The 17275-nt window shown below is 67.2% G+C and carries 16 protein-coding genes and 1 tRNA gene; 5 read left to right on the top strand and 12 right to left on the bottom strand.

Annotated features, from left to right (window positions below; genetic code table 11):
- Window positions 1–277 precede the first annotated feature (277 nt).
- The 6 genes from AC1KAR_RS11320 to AC1KAR_RS11295 form a co-directional block, all read right to left on the bottom strand.
- Window positions 278–353 (bottom strand) — tRNA-Phe (locus AC1KAR_RS11320).
- A 113-nt stretch (window positions 354–466) separates the two neighbouring features.
- On the bottom strand, window positions 467–1165 hold the full coding sequence (locus AC1KAR_RS11315; RefSeq protein WP_480317513.1) for a response regulator: 699 nt from the start codon (window positions 1163–1165) through the stop codon (window positions 467–469).
- A 6-nt stretch (window positions 1166–1171) separates the two neighbouring features.
- A complete protein-coding gene (locus tag AC1KAR_RS11310; protein WP_480317511.1) occupies window positions 1172–3451 on the bottom strand; it encodes a sensor histidine kinase in 2280 nt (759 codons plus the stop codon).
- 81 nt (window positions 3452–3532) lie between these two features.
- Window positions 3533–4147: a DUF4390 domain-containing protein gene (locus tag AC1KAR_RS11305; RefSeq protein WP_480317509.1), complete on the bottom strand. Its 615-nt coding sequence runs from the start codon at window positions 4145–4147 to the stop codon at window positions 3533–3535.
- Window positions 4148–4157: 10 nt separating this feature from the next.
- Window positions 4158–5495: a 16S rRNA (cytosine(967)-C(5))-methyltransferase RsmB gene (gene rsmB / locus AC1KAR_RS11300; RefSeq protein ID WP_480317507.1), complete on the bottom strand. Its 1338-nt coding sequence runs from the start codon at window positions 5493–5495 to the stop codon at window positions 4158–4160.
- Window positions 5496–5534: 39 nt separating this feature from the next.
- Window positions 5535–6956, bottom strand: coding sequence for an FAD-binding oxidoreductase (locus tag AC1KAR_RS11295; protein WP_480317505.1), 1422 nt, complete (start codon window positions 6954–6956; stop codon window positions 5535–5537).
- A gap of 141 nt (window positions 6957–7097) precedes the next feature.
- On the opposite strand from AC1KAR_RS11295, the gene AC1KAR_RS11290 reads away from it, so the two are divergent.
- Complete coding sequence (locus AC1KAR_RS11290) at window positions 7098–7679, top strand: cob(I)yrinic acid a,c-diamide adenosyltransferase (protein WP_480317502.1); 582 nt, start codon at window positions 7098–7100, stop codon at window positions 7677–7679.
- A gap of 35 nt (window positions 7680–7714) precedes the next feature.
- Here the strand turns inward: AC1KAR_RS11290 and AC1KAR_RS11285 are convergent, their stop codons facing one another.
- The 3 genes from AC1KAR_RS11285 to tldD form a co-directional block, all read right to left on the bottom strand.
- The gene (locus tag AC1KAR_RS11285) at window positions 7715–8020 is read right to left on the bottom strand and encodes an EF-hand domain-containing protein (protein ID WP_480317500.1); all 306 of its coding nucleotides are present in this window, start codon (window positions 8018–8020) and stop codon (window positions 7715–7717) included.
- Window positions 8021–8156: 136 nt separating this feature from the next.
- Window positions 8157–9275, bottom strand: a complete 1119-nt coding sequence (locus AC1KAR_RS11280; RefSeq protein WP_480317498.1) for a 3-deoxy-7-phosphoheptulonate synthase — start codon at window positions 9273–9275, stop codon at window positions 8157–8159.
- Between the two features lie 251 nt (window positions 9276–9526).
- Entirely contained in the window at window positions 9527–11002 is a 1476-nt protein-coding gene (gene tldD, locus AC1KAR_RS11275) for a metalloprotease TldD (protein WP_480317496.1), read from the bottom strand.
- A gap of 391 nt (window positions 11003–11393) precedes the next feature.
- Between tldD and AC1KAR_RS11270 the strand changes: the two genes are divergently transcribed.
- Window positions 11394–12419, top strand: a complete 1026-nt coding sequence (locus AC1KAR_RS11270; protein WP_480317494.1) for a lipase family protein — start codon at window positions 11394–11396, stop codon at window positions 12417–12419.
- Window positions 12420–12426: 7 nt separating this feature from the next.
- Here AC1KAR_RS11270 and rsmI read toward each other — a convergent pair whose 3' ends face one another.
- Window positions 12427–13317 carry a 16S rRNA (cytidine(1402)-2'-O)-methyltransferase gene (gene rsmI, locus AC1KAR_RS11265; RefSeq protein ID WP_480317492.1) on the bottom strand — a complete coding sequence of 297 codons (891 nt, stop codon included), beginning with the start codon at window positions 13315–13317 and terminating at the stop codon, window positions 12427–12429.
- A 25-nt stretch (window positions 13318–13342) separates the two neighbouring features.
- On the opposite strand from rsmI, the gene AC1KAR_RS11260 reads away from it, so the two are divergent.
- The 3 genes from AC1KAR_RS11260 (at window position 13343) to AC1KAR_RS11250 (ending at window position 15091) form a co-directional block, all read left to right on the top strand.
- A complete protein-coding gene (locus AC1KAR_RS11260) occupies window positions 13343–13711 on the top strand; it encodes a YraN family protein (RefSeq protein ID WP_480317489.1) in 369 nt (122 codons plus the stop codon).
- A gap of 85 nt (window positions 13712–13796) precedes the next feature.
- On the top strand, window positions 13797–14393 hold the full coding sequence (locus AC1KAR_RS11255) for a phosphoheptose isomerase (protein ID WP_480317488.1): 597 nt from the start codon (window positions 13797–13799) through the stop codon (window positions 14391–14393).
- Window positions 14390–15091 (top strand): BON domain-containing protein, encoded by a 702-nt coding sequence (locus AC1KAR_RS11250; protein ID WP_480317486.1) that lies wholly within the window; start codon window positions 14390–14392, stop codon window positions 15089–15091. The genes AC1KAR_RS11255 and AC1KAR_RS11250 overlap by 4 nt, the downstream gene beginning before the upstream one ends.
- Before the next feature lie 15 nt (window positions 15092–15106).
- Here AC1KAR_RS11250 and AC1KAR_RS11245 read toward each other — a convergent pair whose 3' ends face one another.
- Both AC1KAR_RS11245 and AC1KAR_RS11240 read right to left on the bottom strand, forming a co-directional pair.
- A complete protein-coding gene (locus AC1KAR_RS11245; protein ID WP_480317484.1) occupies window positions 15107–15997 on the bottom strand; it encodes an NAD(P)-dependent oxidoreductase in 891 nt (296 codons plus the stop codon).
- A 122-nt stretch (window positions 15998–16119) separates the two neighbouring features.
- Window positions 16120–17256, bottom strand: a complete 1137-nt coding sequence (locus tag AC1KAR_RS11240; RefSeq protein ID WP_480317482.1) for a PilT/PilU family type 4a pilus ATPase — start codon at window positions 17254–17256, stop codon at window positions 16120–16122.
- Window positions 17257–17275: the final 19 nt, after the last annotated feature.

Genomic DNA, 17275 nt, shown 5'->3' with positions numbered 1-17275 from the left:
AATCGGACCCGCGTTTTTTTAGCCTTCGCTGCACTCTGCTCGCGTCGGCGTGAACTGCTTCACGCACGATGCCCGAGCGCCTCATCGTTGAGATGAAGTGGCTCCCGCGCAGCAAGCCGAACTGGAGCGCAATGCAGCGCAGCGAACAATGCCGGCGCGCAGTGAAATCCCGTTGGACTGCCAGACCATTGCCAGAATCAGGCGTATAAAACGCAAAACGGCGACCCCATCCGAGGCCGCCGTTCTGGTAAGTCCTTGATTCAAAAGGACCGTGTTCTGGTGGCCAAGGGCGGAATCGAACCACCGACACGCGGATTTTCAATCCGCTGCTCTACCAACTGAGCTACTTGGCCTGTTTTCTCTGACGAGAGCCGGCGATTATAGCCGGTTCTGGGGGGCCATGTCCGGGTGACGGCCGCCACAAGCCGAATGACACCGGGGCATCCGTCCGCAGCGCCTGGGAGGCCTAGTTCCCGCCCAGCCCGCGCTTGTTTCGGCTCAGGTCCACACCCAGTTGCTTGAGCTTGCGGTAGAGGTGGGTGCGCTCCAGGCCGGTCTTTTCGGCCACGCGGGTCATGCTGCCGTTTTCCTTGGCGAGGTGGAACTCGAAGTAGCTCTTCTCGAAGGCGTCGCGCGCTTCGCGCAGCGGGCGATCGAGTTCGAACAATTGCTCGGGTTGAGGGCCCAGCACCATCGGCGCCAGCGGGAGCATGCTGCCGCCGGTCATCACGGATTCGACGGTAAGGCTGGTGGTCTCGGTGCGGATCAGCACGCCCGGGGCCGGCATGGCCTGGCGTGGCGCTGGCTTGGCAAGCGCCTGCTCGACCGCGCGCAGCAGCTTTTGCAAGGTGATCGGCTTTTCGAGGAAGGCCATGGCACCCACCTTGGTGGCTTCGACGGCCGTGTCGATGGTGCCGTGGCCCGACATCATGATCACCGGCATGTTGAGCTGGCCGCCGGTGTTCCACTCTTTCAGCAGCGTGATGCCGTCGACGTCGGGCATCCAGATGTCGAGCAGGACGAGATCGGGCCGCACGCGCTCGCGGCAGGCGCGGGCCTGCGCGGCGTTCTCGGCCAGCTCGACGCTGTGGCCTTCATCGGTCAGGATTTCTGACAGCAGGGCACGAATGCCCAGTTCATCGTCGACTACAAGAATGGTGGCCATGGATCCTCAGTGCGCGCGCGCTTCGGCGTTTGCCGCAGCGGCCGTGGGGCTTTCACCCGGCGCGAATTTTGAAAATGATATCGAAACTTGTGCGCCGGTGACCTCGGCATCTTCCTCACCACCCCGCGTGAGGTTGGTCACGCGGATGCGTGCCCCGTGCTCATCGGCGATCTTCTTGACCACGGCCAGCCCGAGCCCGGTGCCTTTGCTCTTGGTGGTGACGTAGGGTTCGAATGCCCGCTTGAGCACCTTCTCGGAGAAGCCCGGGCCGTTGTCGATCACCTGCAGGCGCACGGCCCGCAGTTCGCCCTGCTCGGTTCGCGCGATCTCGGTGCGCAGGCGCACGCAGCCTTCGGGCCGGTCAGCCACGGCGTCGAAGGCGTTCTGCACGAGGTTGTGGATGACCTGGCGCAACTGCGTGGTGTCGCCCAGGATCAAGGGCAGGCCCGGCGCGAACTCGGTGCGCAAGCGGCCTGACTCCTGCGCGGTGGCGTAGAGCGTGAGCACCTCGGCCGCGAGTGAGTTGAGGTCGAGCGCCTGCGGCCGCGCGGCGGGGAGGCGCGCGTAGTCGCGGAACTCGTTGACAAGCTGCTTCATGGCCTGAACCTGGTTGACGATGGTGCCAACCGAACGCACGAGCATGGCCTGGTCGAGGCCTTCGAGCTTGGCTTCGAGCTTGTGCTGCAGACGCTCGGCCGACAGCTGGATCGGTGTGAGCGGGTTCTTGATCTCGTGCGCCAGGCGGCGCGCGACCTCGCTCCAGGCTTCGGCACGCTGGGCCGAGACGACTTCGGTGATGTCGTCGAACACCATCAGCAGCCCGGCATGCGGCATCGAGGCGCCCCGCACGAGCAGGGTCACCTTGTCGTTCTCGCGCCCGTTGGCGGCGGTGGTCTGGAGCTCGAAGGCGTCTTGCCAATGGTCGCGCTCGCCCGACTCGGGGCTGCCGCTATGCAGCTCGAAGCGCTGCCACACGGCGGCGGCAAACTCCTGCAGGCCGGGTACTTCGTCGAGGCGGCGGCCGCGGTACGCCGAGACCGGCAGGCGCAGGATGCGCGTGGCGCCCGGGTTGACGGTGTCGATGTGGCCCTCGCGGTCGAACACGATCACACCCGCGGTGAGGTTGTCGAGGATGGTCTGCAGGTTGGTGCGCGCAGCCTCCAGCTGCGACAGGCTGCGCTGCACGAGTTCGCGCGCCTCGAAGAGCTGCTCGGTCATGTCGGCAAACGAGCGCGTGAGGCCGCTGAGTTCGTCGCGCGAGGCCAGCACGGGTTTGCGCGTGAGGTCACCGCGCGCCACCTGGCGCACGCCTTCGGCGAGCAAGAGCAGCGGCCGCGCGAGCTGGTTGCCGAGTGTCACGGCCAGCAGCAAGGCGCCGAATACTGCCAGGATGAGGGCGAGCGTGAGCGTGCCGATGTACATGCGGCGCAAACCATCGCGCGCCAGTGCACGCGCCTGGTACTCGCGGTAGGCGGCCTGCACGGCCAGCGCGTGCTCGACCATGGTGGTGGGCAGCATCTGCGTCACCATCAGGAAGCGGTCTTGCGAGCCCAGCGAGAAACTGCTGCTGGGCATGAAGGCCACGGCGCGAACGCGGGCCTCGGCGGAGGCAGCCAGGCTTTCCTCATCCAAGCCCTCGATCTGGCTCACGACGCGCGCATTGCGCACCTGCCGCAACTGCGCCGAACTCGGCCGCTCAGGCGCGATGGACTTGTTGGAGCGCCCGACCGTCAACAACGCCTGCCCGCTCGGTCCCAACAGGGTCACCTCTTGCGCAGAGAGCTGCTCGCGCACGCGCTCGAGCGTCAGCGAACCCACCTGCTCGGCGTCGCTGAGGCGCTCGGCGGCGAGGCGGGTCTTGTTGGCCAGGTCATTGACCTGCGCATCGAGCGTGCCGCGGCCCAGGCTCAGCCCTGCGTCGAGCGCGCCTTCGACCTTCACGTCGAACCAGGTCTCGATGCTGCGAGAGACGAACTGATACGACACGGTATAGATCAGCACGCCCGGCACCACGCCGACCACGGCGAACACCGCCGCCAGCCGCAGCAGGAGCCGGCTGCCGAACTTGCCGCGCCGCACCCGCACGAGCAGGCGGATGCCGGCCAGGATGATCACCAGCACCAACAGGCTGGCCACGACCACGTTGACCCAGAACAGCCAGACGTAGTGGCGCTCGTACAGCCCGCGGCTGTTGGTGGCGAGCGAAAGCAGGAAGACCAGCACCAGCCCCGCGCCGATGACGGCCACCAGCGAGACGATCCAAGCCCAGCGGGTGGCCTTGCTCATGGCGATCGCCCTGAGAGTGCAGCCGCTGCGAGGCGGCCCCTCAAGAGGCAAGAGCGCAGCGGCGGGGTGGCTCGCATGACCTCAGTTCAGGCGGCGCACACGCTCGACGCGCAAAGACCAGTCGGGCTGAGCACCGATGCCGATCTGCATCGGGCGCGGCATCTGCGTGGTGTCGAGCTGGTAGCTGAACTCGACGTAGTGGCTGCCGTCGTCGAGCATGGACGCATCGGCCAGCTTCCAGTTGGCGGTGCGGCTCACGGTGACCAGGGCTTCTTCGATGGTGTCGTAGTTCTGGCTCAGGCCGCCGAAGGTGACGCGGTACTTGCGCGTCAGCGGCTGGTAGGCCAGCCGCCACGTGCGGCTGACGCTGCTGACTTCTTTGTCGCGCCAGTACCAGCGGCTGCGGTAGACCTCGGCGGTGGCCACGAAGAACAGGGGCACGCCCTTCTGCACCGCGTCCTCGACCACACGCGACAGCTCGAAGCGGGCAGAGAACCCCAAGACGAGACCCTCATCCGTGCGGGAGAGCTCGAAGCTGTCGAGCACCACCGGCTCGGCGCGCAGGCCCATGGCCGTCACGAGCAACAGCACGCCCAACAGGCTGGCCGCCCACACCCGCACCCGGCTCAGGAAGTGTTCCGGGGCAAGATCGAGGCAGCAGAGGTCGACAACGCCTGTCTCGGATGTGCGGGGCACGGGGGACAACTCAGGTGGAGGCCTTGGCCAGCAAAGCGTAGAAAAAGAAGTCAGGTGACGCACCGGGATCGAGCGCGGCGCCGTTGGGCGAATTGTCCGCCAGGGGCAGCAGGTGCCCGGGAGCAGCCGACTGCGCCGGCAGGCTGGCACCGGGTTGGCGTTGCAAAAAAGCGTCGATCACGGCCTGGCCTTCGGCCTTGAACACTGAGCAGGTGCAGTACAGGAGCCGGCCGCCGGGTTTCAACAGCGGCCACAGGGCGTCCAGCAGCTGGCCCTGGGTGGCGGCCAGCGTCGGGATGTCGCTCGCGCGGCGCAGCCAGCGCACGTCGGGGTGGCGCCGCACGATGCCCGAGGCGCTGCAGGGCGCGTCGAGCAGGATGGCGTCGAAGGGCTCTCCGCCCCACCATGACTCAGGTTTTCTGGCATCAGAGGCGATTGTGTGCGCTTGCACACCTATTCGCGCAAGCGTCTCGTCGACGCGGCGCAGCCGGGTGGCGTCGCTGTCGAGTGCGAGCACATCGAGGTCGGCCAGTTCCAGCAGATGGGCCGCTTTGCCCCCCGGCGCGGCGCAGGCGTCGAGCACGCGCGCACCCTGCGGCATGCCATTGCCGATCAGCAAGGGTGCCGCGAGTTGGGCGGCAGCGTCCTGCACCGAGACATCCCCCTGCGCGAAGCCTGGGAGCCGGTGCACTGGTTGGGGCTCGGCCAGCCGCACCGCTTGCGGGCCGACCTGCACGGCGGCCATGCCGGCCTCGGCCAGGCGCTCCAGATAGGCCGCCACGCTGCCGCGACGGGCATTCACGCGCAGGGTCATCGGCGGGCGGCGGTTGTCGGCCGCGACGATGGCTTGCCATTGGTCGGGCCAATCGGCCTGCAGGCGATCGATCCACCAGCGGGGGTGGTTGCTGCGCGCGACCAGGTCGGCCTCGACGGCGGCCACGACGGCGTCGCGCTCGCGAAGAAACCGCCGCAGGACGGCGTTCACGAACGACGCGCTGGCCTTGGCGCGCTGCTTGGCGGCGTCCACGGCCTGGTTGACGAGCGTGTGCGGGGCATAGGCTGCTCCACCGTCACCTTCGGCGGCGTCGTGCGGCCACAGCAGGGCCAGTACCGTGAGCAGCAGGGCATCGACGGCCGGTGGCGGCGCCTTGGGCGCGAGTTGCTGGCGCGCCGACAAAGCCACACCGAGACGGCGCATCACCTGGAAGCTGAGCGCCTGCGTGCCCGGGCGCGCCTCGGCGGGGCAACGGGCGAGGGCCTCGTTGAGCGACTGGCCGGCGCGCACGGCCTGCACGGCATCGGCGGTGTGCTGCAGAAGTCTGGAAAGGGGCAGTGAGGGGTGATTCACCCGACGAGTCTACGGGCCTGTGCGCACGGGCCTGTGACTCTAAGCCGCGAAGATCTTGCCGGGGTTCATGATGTTCTTCGGGTCCAGCGCGCGCTTCACGGCCTGCATCATCGCCACCGCGCCCTCGCCCGTCTCCTCGACCAGGAAGCCCATCTTGTGCAGGCCCACGCCGTGCTCGCCGGTGCAGGTGCCGCCCACGGCCAGCGCACGCTGCACGAGCTGGTGGTTGAGTTGCTCGGCCAGATCGCGCTCGGACGCAGCGTTGGGGTCGATCAGATAACCCATATGGAAGTTGCCGTCACCGACATGGCCCACCAGGAAGTAAGACAAGCCCGAGGCATCGACCTCCGCCACGCTGGCATTGATGCAGTCGGCCAGGCGCGAGATCGGTACGCAGGTGTCGGTGGTGACGGCGCGGCAGCCGGGCTTGGTCTGCAAGGCCGACAGGTAGGCGTGGTGACGGGCCGTCCACAGGCGTGTGCGGGCCTCGGGCGTGGTGGCCCATTCGAAACCCTGCCCGCCGAGTTCGTCGGCGATGGCTTGCACGGTGGCCGATTGCTCGGCGACCGCGGCCTCGCTGCCATGGAACTCCATCAGCAGCATCGGCGCTTCGGTCAGGCCCAGCTTGTCGCGCTGGTTGACGGCGCGCACGGTGTTCGCATCGAGCAGTTCGCAGCGCGCGATGGGAACGCCCAGCTGAATGATCTGGATGGTGGTGCGCACCGCCGCGTCGATGCTCGGAAAGGTACACACCGCCGCCAGCACTGCCTCGGGCAGCGGGTACAGCCGAAGCGTGATCTCGGTCATCACGCCCAAGGTGCCTTCGCTGCCCACCATCAGGCGCGTGAGGTCGTAGCCGGCGCTCGATTTGCGAGCCCGCGTGCCGGTGCGGATCACCTCGCCCTGCGAAGTGACGACGGTCAGGCCCAGCACGTTCTCGCGCATGGTGCCGTAGCGCACGGCGTTCGTGCCGCTGGCGCGCGTGGCGCTCATGCCGCCGATGCTCGCGTCAGCGCCCGGGTCGATCGGGAAGAAGAGGCCGCTGTGGCGGATCTCGTTGTTGAGCTGCGTGCGCGTGACGCCGGGCTGCACCGTCACCGTGAGGTCGTCGGGTTGCAGCGAGACGATGCCCTGCATGCGCGAGAGATCGATGCTCACGCCGCCCTGCACGGCCAGCAAGTGGCCTTCGAGCGACGAGCCCACGCCGAAAGGAATCACCGGCACCGCGTGCGCGTCGGCCTGCTTCACGACGAAGGCGACGTCATCGGTACTCTCGCAATAGACGACGAGTTCCGGCGGTGGCACATCGAAGGGCGACTCGTCGCGGCCGTGCTGCTCACGCACGGCCATCGCGCTGGAGCAACGCTCGCCGAAGCGGGCCTGGAGAGCCTGCAGCATGGGGGCGGGCACCGGTCGGGCCTCGAAGGACGGCAGGGCGTGGGTCGGCAGGGCAGCGTTCAAGGCGATCTCCGTGAGGCACGGGCGGCGCCGTGCAGAGCCGCTGATTTTGCGCGCCGGCGTCGGCCACCACGCACGGAGCAACCCTGGTGGGAGCGAGACAAATTACCATCGCCGCGCCTCCACAAACCTGCTGCGCACCCCATGGCCAACCGACTCACTCAGATCGCCACCCGCACCGGCGACGACGGCACCACCGGCCTGGGCGACGGCACGCGCGTGCCCAAGAGCCACCTGCGCATCGCCGCCATGGGAGACGTCGACGAGCTCAACTCGCACATCGGCGTGCTGCTCGCCGAGCCGCTGCCCGACGACGTGCGCGAACTGCTGGTAGTGATCCAGCACGAGCTCTTCAACCTGGGTGGGGAGCTGTCCATCCCCGGCTACGAGTTGCTGAAGGCCGACGCCGTGCTGGGGCTCGATCAGGCACTTGCGCACTACAACGCCAACTTGCCGCGGCTGAAGGAGTTCATCCTGCCTGCCGGCACGCGCAGCGCGGCCGCGGCCCATGTGTGCCGCACCGTGGCGCGCCGAGCCGAACGGGCGGTGGTAGCGCTGACGGCCGCAGAGGTGGTTCGCGCCGAACCGCGGCACTACCTCAATCGCGTGTCCGATCTGCTCTTCGTGCTGGCGCGCGTGCTCAACCGCGCCAACCTCGACGGGCTGGGCGGAGACGACGTCTACTGGAAGAGCGAGCGGCTGGCGCGCGACGCGGCGGGTGAATAGTTCTGGGCCTGCAGTTCAGGACAAACGGATCGAGATCAAACCGCGGCGTTGTAGCCGACAGCGAACTCCTCCAGGCTCAGCGCGCCGTCCTTGTCCTTGTCAAGTTCGGCAAACTTGGTCCAGATGGCCGGCAGGCGCGCAGCCTCTTGCTCGGAGAGTTTTCCATCACCGTTGGTATCGGCACGCTTGAAGGCAGCCTCGAGCGCGGCGGTGTCACTGCCAGCGGCGGCAGCCCGCGCGCCCGGGCTCTGAGCCGACACGCCGAAAGCCAGCGCCGAGAGGGCTGCGATCGCCGCTGAGCGCTGGATCCAGGGCGTCGCGAAAAGAGGGCGAGGGGTCATGGTCTTGTCCTTCTTCTGATCGAAACGGACATTCCAGCGCCGCCCATGAAGAAGGGCCAGCGTTCTTGCCGGCCCTTACTCCCATCTACATCTCACCGCCGCGCGTTACCCGCGCTTGCAGGCTGTTTCGCCACCCTCAGCCACGGCGGGTCTTCACGGCATTGCTCAATACGTCGAGCACGGTCAGCGAGTCATCCCAGCCAATGCACGCATCGGTGATGCTCTGGCCGTAGACGAGCTTGGCCGGGTCGTCCTTGCCGGCGCTGAACTTCTGCGCCCCGGCATGCAGGTGGCTTTCAACCATCACGCCGAACACCTGGCGCGAGCCGCCGGCGATCTGCGCAGCCACGTCGCGGGCCACGTCGATCTGGCGCTCGTGCTGCTTGCTGCTGTTGGCGTGAGAACAGTCAACCATCAGCGTGGTCGGCAGCTTGGCGGTGTCGAGGTCCTTGCATGCAGCCTGCACATGCGCAGCGTCGTAGTTGGGCGCCTTGCCGCCGCGCAGGATCACGTGGCAATCCTTGTTGCCCTTGGTCTCGACAATGGCGACCTGGCCGTTCTTGTGCACCGACAAGAAGTGATGCGGGCGCGCCGCGGCCTGGATGGCATCGGTGGCGATTCGGATGTTGCCGTCAGTGCCGTTCTTGAAGCCGATCGGCGCCGAGATGCCCGAGGCCAGCTCGCGGTGAACCTGGCTTTCGGTGGTGCGCGCACCGATCGCGCCCCAGCTGATCAGATCACCGATGTATTGAGGCGAGATCACGTCGAGGAATTCGCTGCCTGCCGGCACGCCCATGCGGTTGATCTCGCACAGCAACTGGCGAGCGATGCGCAGGCCTTCGTCGATGCGGTAGCTCTCGTCCAGGTACGGATCGTTGATCAGACCCTTCCAGCCCACGGTGGTGCGCGGCTTCTCGAAGTACACGCGCATCACGATCTCCAGCGTGTCGGCGCACTTCTCGCGCTGCTCGCGCAGGCGGCGGGCGTAGTCGACGGCGGCCGCCGGGTCGTGGATGGAGCACGGACCGATGATCACCAGCAGGCGATCGTCCTTGCCCGACATGATGTGCTTGATGCGCTGGCGCGTCTCGGCAATCAGGGTCTCGGCGGGGGTGCCACGAATGGGGAAGAAACGCACCAGGTGCTCGGGGGGAGGCAGAGGCATCACGTCCTTGATCCTTTCATCGTCGGTCTGACCGGTCTTGTCGACGGGCGCATACCAACCCTCCGCGGCGCTGCTGGACTTGGCGTTCATTCGTGTTCTCCTCGCTGTGGTGTGTGTGTGGATCGAATCGGGGGAATCAGGGGCAAAAAAAAACCGCCGGGGGGGACCCGGCGGTTTGGTGAGTTCGGTGCGTCTGTCTTCAGCCTACGCGCTCGCCTCTCCTCCGCCGGTGCGGTGCGAGAACCAAAAATAGGCAAAGAAAAAGCTGGAGAAACGCATGGGCCGCAATGTAGCACGGCCAAATGGCCTGCCGTCAAGCGCGTCGCAGCGTTGGCGCAACGTCAGGCGGTGCCGCCCACCGTGAGGCGGTCAATGCGCAGAGTCGGCTGGCCAACGCCCACCGGCACGCTCTGGCCTTCCTTGCCGCACACGCCGACGCCCGTGTCGAGTTGCATGTCGTTGCCGATCATGCTCACGCGCGTGAGCGCATCGGGGCCGTTGCCGATGATGGTCGCGCCCTTGACCGGGTACTGGATCTTGCCGTTCTCGACCCAGTAGGCCTCGGACGCCGAGAACACGAACTTGCCGCTTGTGATGTCGACCTGCCCGCCGCCGAAGTTGGTGGCGTACAGGCCGCGCTTGAGGCTGCCGATGATCTCTTCGCGGGTCTTGTCGCCACCCAGCATGTAGGTGTTGGTCATGCGCGGCATGGGCACGGCCGCGTAGCTCTCGCGACGGCCGTTGCCAGTGGGCGCCACACCCATCAGGCGGGCGTTCATCGAGTCCTGGATGTAGCCCTTGAGGATGCCGTCTTCAATCAGCACGTTGCGCTGGCTGGCGTTGCCCTCGTCATCGACGTTGAGCGAGCCGCGGCGGTCGGGGATGGTGCCGTCGTCGAGCACGGTCACGCCCTTGGCCGCCACCCGCTGGCCGATGCGGCCGCTGAACGCGCTCGATCCCTTGCGGTTGAAATCACCTTCAAGGCCGTGGCCGATCGCCTCGTGCAGCAGCACGCCGGGCCAGCCCGGACCGAGCACCACGCTCATCTCTCCCGCCTTGGCGGGGCGCGAGTCGAGGTTCGTGAGAGCTGCGTTCACGGCCGAATCCACGTAACTCTCGATGATGCTGTCGTGGAAGTAACCCAGCCCGAAGCGCCCGCCACCGCCGCCGCTGCCCACCTCGCGGCGCACCTCGCCATTGACGGTCTGCTCGGCAATGACCGTGACCGACAAGCGCACCAGCGGGCGCACGTCGGCAGCCAGGGTGCCATCGGCACGCGCCACCAGCACCACGTCGTACTCGGCGGCCACGCCGGCCATCACCTGCTTCACGCGCGGGTCCTTGGCGCGAGCCAGCCGCTCGACCTTCTCGAGCAACGCCACCTTCTGCGTGCTGTCGAGCGTGGCGATAGGGTCCATCGGCGCATAAAGCGTGCGGCTCTGGGCGATGCGGTGCTCGCTCGGGATCTTGACGCTGCGGCTCTGGCCGGCTGCTGCAATTGCGCGAACCGTTTGCGCGGCATCGAGCAGGGCCGCCTCCGAGATGTCGTCGGAGTAGGCGAAGGCCGTCTTCTCGCCCGCCACCGCACGAACACCCACGCCTTGGTCGATGCCGAAACTGCCGGATTTCACGATGCCTTCTTCAAGGCTCCAACCTTCGCTGCGGGTGTACTGGAAGTACAGGTCCGCGTCGTCGATGCGGTGCTCGGCGATCGTGGCCAACGCCCGCGAGAGCGTCGCGTCAGTCAGGCCGAAGGGTTCGAGCAGCAGCGACCTGGCGACCGCCAGACGCTCGAGGGTGGGTTCGCGGGAGATCATCGAATCATTGTAGGAGTCGCTCTGTGGCGCCTGGCAGGCAAAGACCCTCGGAACCGGCCCGAGCAAAGGAATTAGACTGCCGTGCTAATTCAATAAGCTGCCTCAGCGCAGCGCATTCCTCGGAGGGGATCTCATGTCAAATCGTCGCAACCTGCACTGGTTGGCCTGCGCCATGGCGGCCGTGGCCGTGGTCGCATGTGGCGGAGGGGGCTCGGACAGCAGCTCATCACCGGCGCCTACTTCATCGGGAGCCACGCCTCCTCCACCACCCCCTCCTGCTCCACCTCCACCTCCGCCTCCCCCACCTCCCCCACCTGCGGCCCCGCCTCCCCCGCCGCCGCCCACGGCGGGCACGCTGGTGTCCTCCGCGCCGCTCGCCGCCGGACTCACCTTGGCTGACGCAGGCGATCAGCGCAGCATCGTCTACACCTCCACCGACGGCCTCACCGGCACCGGCCTGCTCAACACCACCGGCGCGGTCTTTTTCCCGCGCGGTACGCCACCGGGGGGTGGCTGGCCGGTGATCGCCTGGGCGCACGGCACGGTGGGCATCGGGGACGCCTGCGCGCCTTCGGCCAACCCGCGTCCGGCGCGCGATTCCGAGTACCTCAACACCTGGCTGCGACAAGGCTTTGTGGTTGTTGCCACCGACTACCAGGGTCTCGGCTCGAACGGCCTGCACTTCTACCTGCACGCGCGCGCACAGGCCTACGCGGTGCTCGACAGCGTGCGCGCAGTGCTGTCCCTGCCCGACGTCTCCAACCGCGTGATCCTGCTCGGGCAATCGCAGGGCGGCGGCGCGGTGTTCGCCACTGCCGGCTACGCGCCCACCTATGCGCCGGACGTGAGCGTGCGCGGCACGGTGGCCACCGGCACACCGCACCTCATGCGGCGCAATGCCTCCACCTATCCAGCAGACGCCGTCAACCCGACGCTGTCGTACACCATGTACGTCGCACGCGCCGCGCAACAGGTGGACCCGACGCTGAACGCGGCCGACATCTTCTCGGCGCTCGCGCTGCCGGTGTACGCCAGCTCGGCCGAGCAATGCGTCGGCCCGTTGTGGAACGCCGTCCTGGCGGCTGGGCTCACCAACAACAACGTTTTCGCTACGGCCACCAGCCAGCAGCAGATGAACGACCTGGTGCGCGAATCCTTGCGCTACCCCACCTACGCCCTGCAGCAGCCCATCTTCATGGGCATTGGCGCGGCGGACCTGAGCGTTTCCGCCGAGCAGCAGATCGCCCTGGCCACCGATGCCTGCAATGCCGGCGCGCGGGTGGTGCACAAGGTGTACCCGGGTTTGGACCACGGCGCCGCCGTCAACGGCTCGCTCCCCGACTCGCTGCCTTTCGTGCAGCAGGTGCTGGCGGGAACCCCCGTCACCTCGACCTGCGCCAGCCTCACGACCCCGTGAGGAGCGCTCAGCCCGGCGCGTCGGCCTTCAGCGCAAGCGCCCGGGCGTAGAGCGCGTTGCGCGGCGCGCCGGTGAGTTCGGCCGCCAGTGCCACGGCCTGCTTCAGCGGCAACTCGGCCAGCAAAGTGCGCAAGGTGGCGTCATGCGCCCCGCTGTCGTCGCCTTCGGTTGACGCCTTGACACCGTGCACCACCAGAACGAACTCGCCGCGCCCGCGGTTGGCGTCGGCGGCCAACCAGCCGGGCAGCTGCGCGGCGGGCATCGTGACCACGGTCTCGAACTGCTTGGTGAGTTCGCGGCACAAGGTGACGCCGCGATCGCCACAGGCTTCGGCCAGACCCTGCAACAGCGATTCGATGCGATGCGGTGCCTCGAACAAGACCTGCGTGTCATTGCACGCGGCCAGCGTCTTCAATGCATGCGCTCGTTCCGAACCGCGCGTGGGCAGGAAGCCGATGAACAGAAAGCCGGCTCCCACCACGTCACCGGCCACGCTCAGGGCGGCGAGCGCGCTGCTGGCGCCGGGCAGCGGCACACAGCGCAGGCCCGCAGCCTGTGCGGCGGACACCAGCACCGCGCCCGGGTCGCTGACCGCCGGCGTACCTGCGTCGCTGACATAGGCCACGCGCTCCCCGCGCTGCAACCTCGCCAACACCTCGGCCGCGGCTTCTCGCTCGTTGTGCTCGTGCACGGCAAGCAGGGGCTTGTCCAGGCCCAGGTGGCGCAGCAGCGCACCGCTGTGGCGCGTGTCTTCGCAAGCCACCGCGTCGACCAGCGACAGCACATGGATGGCGCGCAGGCTCAAGTCAGCCAGATTGCCGATGGGCGTCGCGACCACGTACAGAGCGCCTGCGGGATACTGTTGCGTACCGGCGGCGGCCTGGGCCGCTTGCAGCATCAAAGAAGAAGCGGTTGTCACGGCAATGCAGACGACGAAGAAGGCAGGGGATGAGGCGGAGGAACGCGCACTGGAGCACCTGGTGCGTCAGGGCATGGCCCTCGTGCAGCGCAATTATCGGGTCGCGGCCGGCCCGCGCGCACGCGCCGGAGAGATCGACCTGATTGTGCGCGACCGCGATGGCACGCTCGTGTTCGTGGAGGTGCGCGCGCGCAGCAGTGCAAGCCACGGCGGCGCCGCGGCCAGCGTTACCGCGGCCAAGCAGCGACGTCTGATTTATGCGGCGCAGCACTTTCTGCTGCAGTTCGCGTCGCCACCGCCTTGCCGATTCGACGTGGTGGCGATTGAGAACGGCACCTTGCAGTGGTTTCGCGCGGCGTTCTCTGCCGACTGACCCCTCCTCACGCAGCAAGTGAGAGCCCGAGGGGAACCTGTGTGGTGCAGGGGTGTCATAGAGGCGTGACATATGATCTGTGCCCATGCTTGAACAACGCATTCAGCAGCAATTCTTCGACAGCGCCGACCTCAAGTACGCCGCCGCAGAGATCCTCGCGCGCCCCATTGCCGATGCGGTGAGCGCCGTTGTCGGCAGCATCACATCAGGCGGCAAGGTGCTGGCCTGCGGCAATGGTGGCTCGGCCAGCGACGCGCAACACTTCGCCGCCGAGTTCGTCGGCCGCTTCGAGCGCGAACGCCCAGGCCTCGCGGCGATCGCGCTGACCACCGACACCTCCATCCTCACCGCGATCGGCAACGACTACAGCTTCGAGGACATCTTCGCCAAGCAGGTGCAGGCGCTCGGCCAGCCGGGCGACGTGCTCATCGCCATCACCACCAGCGGCAACTCGGCCAACGTGCTGGCGGCCGTTCAAGCCGCGCGCCACAAGGACATGACAGTGGTGGCGCTCACCGGGCGCGGCGGCGGCAAGATGAACGAGATGCTCACCGAGACTGACGTGCATATCTGCGTGCCGCACGAACGCACGGCGCGCATCCAGGAAGTACACATCCTCGCTTTGCATTGCCTGTGCGATGCGGTCGACCTGCAACTGCTCGGAGAACAGGAAAACACATGACCCAACACACCTCGCACGCCACGCGCGCAACGAAGTCAGCCCACCTGCGCCACGTCGCAGTGATCGGGGCGCTTGTCGTGAGCAGCGTCCTTTCGGCCTGCGCGCCTTTGCTGGTGGGCGGGGCGGTCGTCGGCGGCACCTTGCTGGCCATTGACCGCCGCACGTCGGGTGCCCAGATCGACGACCAGAGCATCGAATTGAAGTCGGGCACGCGCGTGCAAGAGGTGCTGGGCAACCGCGGCCACGTCAACGTGACCAGCTACAACCGCACCGTGCTGCTAACGGGCGAGGTACCGACCGAAGCGGACAAGGCGGCCGTCGAACAATCCGTGAGCAAGATCGACAACGTGCGCAACACCGTCAATGAACTCGCGGTGATGACGGCCAGTTCGCTGACCAATCGCTCGAACGACGCACTGATCACGAGCAAGGTGAAGGCGACGCTGGTGGACGCGGGCGACGTCTCGTCGAACGCCTTCAAGGTTCTCACCGAGCGCGGCAACGTCTATCTGATGGGCCGGGTCACCGAGCGCGAGGCCGAGCGTGTCACCGAGCTGACTCGCAGCATCAGCGGCGTGAAGAAGGTGGTGCGTGTGCTGGAGATCATCAGCGATGCCGAGTTGTCGCTGATCGACCCCGGCGCTGCGCCCAAGAACCCGCCGGCCGCCCCATCGACCTCGCCGGCCACGCGCCCCTGATAACCCCGCAGCGCCTCAGCCGAGGCGTTTGATCAGACTCGACGTGTCCCAGCGCTGGCCGCCGAGCGCCTGTACGTCGGCGTAGAACTGATCGACGAGCGCGGTGACGGGCAGTCGTGCGCCGTTGCGCTTGGCCTCGTCGAGCACGAGGCCCAGGTCCTTGCGCATCCAGTCGACGGCGAAACCGAAGTCGAACTTGCCGTCGACCATGGTCGGGCCGCGGTTGTCCATCTGCCAGCTCTGCGCGGCGCCCTTGCCGATCACGCCGAGCACGGCTTTCATGTCCAGGCCCGCCTTCTGCCCGAAGGCGATCGCTTCGGACAGGCCCTGCACGAGCCCGGCAATGCAGATCTGATTGACCATCTTCGCCAGCTGCCCCGCGCCACTGCCACCCAGCAGCGTGACGGCCTTCGAGAACGCCATGGCCACCGGCTGGATCGCAGCGAAGGCCGCGGCATCGCCGCCGCACATCACCGTCAGGGCACCGTTGATGGCGCCGAGGTTGCCGCCCGACACCGGCGCGTCGATGAACTGCAGGCCCAGCCCCTGCGCGTGCTCGGCCAGCTCGCGCGCCACCTCGGCCGAGGCGGTGGTGTGGTCGACGAAGATCGCGCCCCGCTTCATGCCGGCAAAGGCCCCGTTCTGGCCGACGGCCACGGCGCGCAGGTCGTCGTCGTTGCCGACGCAGGCGAACACGATGTCGGCACCGCGGGCCGCGCCTTCAGGCGTGGCCGCGCTGGCGCCGCCGTACTCGCCGACCCACTGCGCCGCCTTGGCGGCCGTCCGGTTGTAGACCGTCACGCTGTGGCCGGCGCGCTGCAGGTGGCCGGCCATGGGGTAGCCCATCACGCCGAGGCCGAGGAAGGCAACGCGCTTGGCGGGAACGGGGTCGTAGTTCTTGGTCATGGCGGCTCTTTCAAGCAAGCGAAGCGATGCTTGGATCAAACAACGCCCCGGGGAACCGGCTCTGCCGGGCCCCTGGGGTGGCGCCCCTTGGGGGCAGGAGCACAGCGACTGGGGGGCGCCGATCAGACGATGGTCATGTGCTCGGTGCCGGCTGCGAGGTCGGTGCTGCGTGCGCGGCTGCTGTGCAGCTTGATCTGCAGCCGCAGGTCATTCACCGAATCGGCGTTGCGCAGCGCGTCTTCGTAGGTCACGAGGTGGTTCTCGTAAAGGTCGAAGAGCGCCTGGTCGAAGGTCTGCATGCCGAGTTCGCGGCTCTTCTTCATGATCTCCTTGATCTCGGCGACCTCGCCCTTGAAGATCAGGTCGGAGATCAGCGGCGTGTTCAGCAGGATCTCGACGGCGGCGATGCGGCCTCGGCCTTCTTGGCGCGGCAGGAGGCGCTGCGAGACCAGCCCCTTCAGGTTGAGCGACAAGTCCATCAGAAGCTGCGCGCGCCGCTCTTCCGGGAAGAAGTTGATGATGCGGTCGAGCGCCTGGTTGGCACTATTGGCGTGCAGGGTGGCCATGCACAGGTGCCCGGTTTCGGCGAAGGCCACGGCGTGCTCCATGGTCTCGCGGTCGCGGATTTCGCCCATCAGGATCACATCGGGTGCCTGGCGCAGCGTGTTCTTCAGCGCGGCGCCCCAACCCTCGGTGTCCAGGCCCACTTCACGCTGCGTGACGATGCAGTTCTTGTGCGGGTGCACGAACTCCACCGGGTCTTCGATCGTGATGATGTGACCGTACGAGTTCTCGTTGCGGAAGTCGATCATGGCCGCGAGCGAAGTACTCTTGCCCGAGCCGGTGGCACCCACGAAGATGACCAGGCCGCGCTTGGTCATCGTCACGTCTTTCAGCACCTGCGGCAGATTCAGGCTGTCGATGGTGGGCAGCGTTTGCGGGATCGTCCGCAACACCAGGCCCACGTGGCCCTGCTGCACGAAGGCGTTGACGCGGAAGCGGCCAATGCCCTGCGGCGAGATCGCGAAGTTGCACTCCTTGGTGCGTTCGAACTCGGCGGCCTGCTTGTCGTTCATCACCGAGCGTGTCAGCGCCATGGTGTGCTGGCTCGTCAGGGGCTGCGGCGAGACCTTGGTGATCTTGCCGTCGACCTTGATCGCTGGCGGGAAATCAGCCGTGAGGAACAAGTCGGAGCCATTGCGCGACACCATGAGGCGCAGCAGGTCGTTGACGAATTTGGATGCCTGGTCTCTTTCCATGATTTCTCTCCGTGGCCCT

This window comes from Piscinibacter sp. PDB1-1, assembly GCF_056675995.1.
This window is presented reverse-complemented; position numbering and strand designations above follow the sequence as displayed.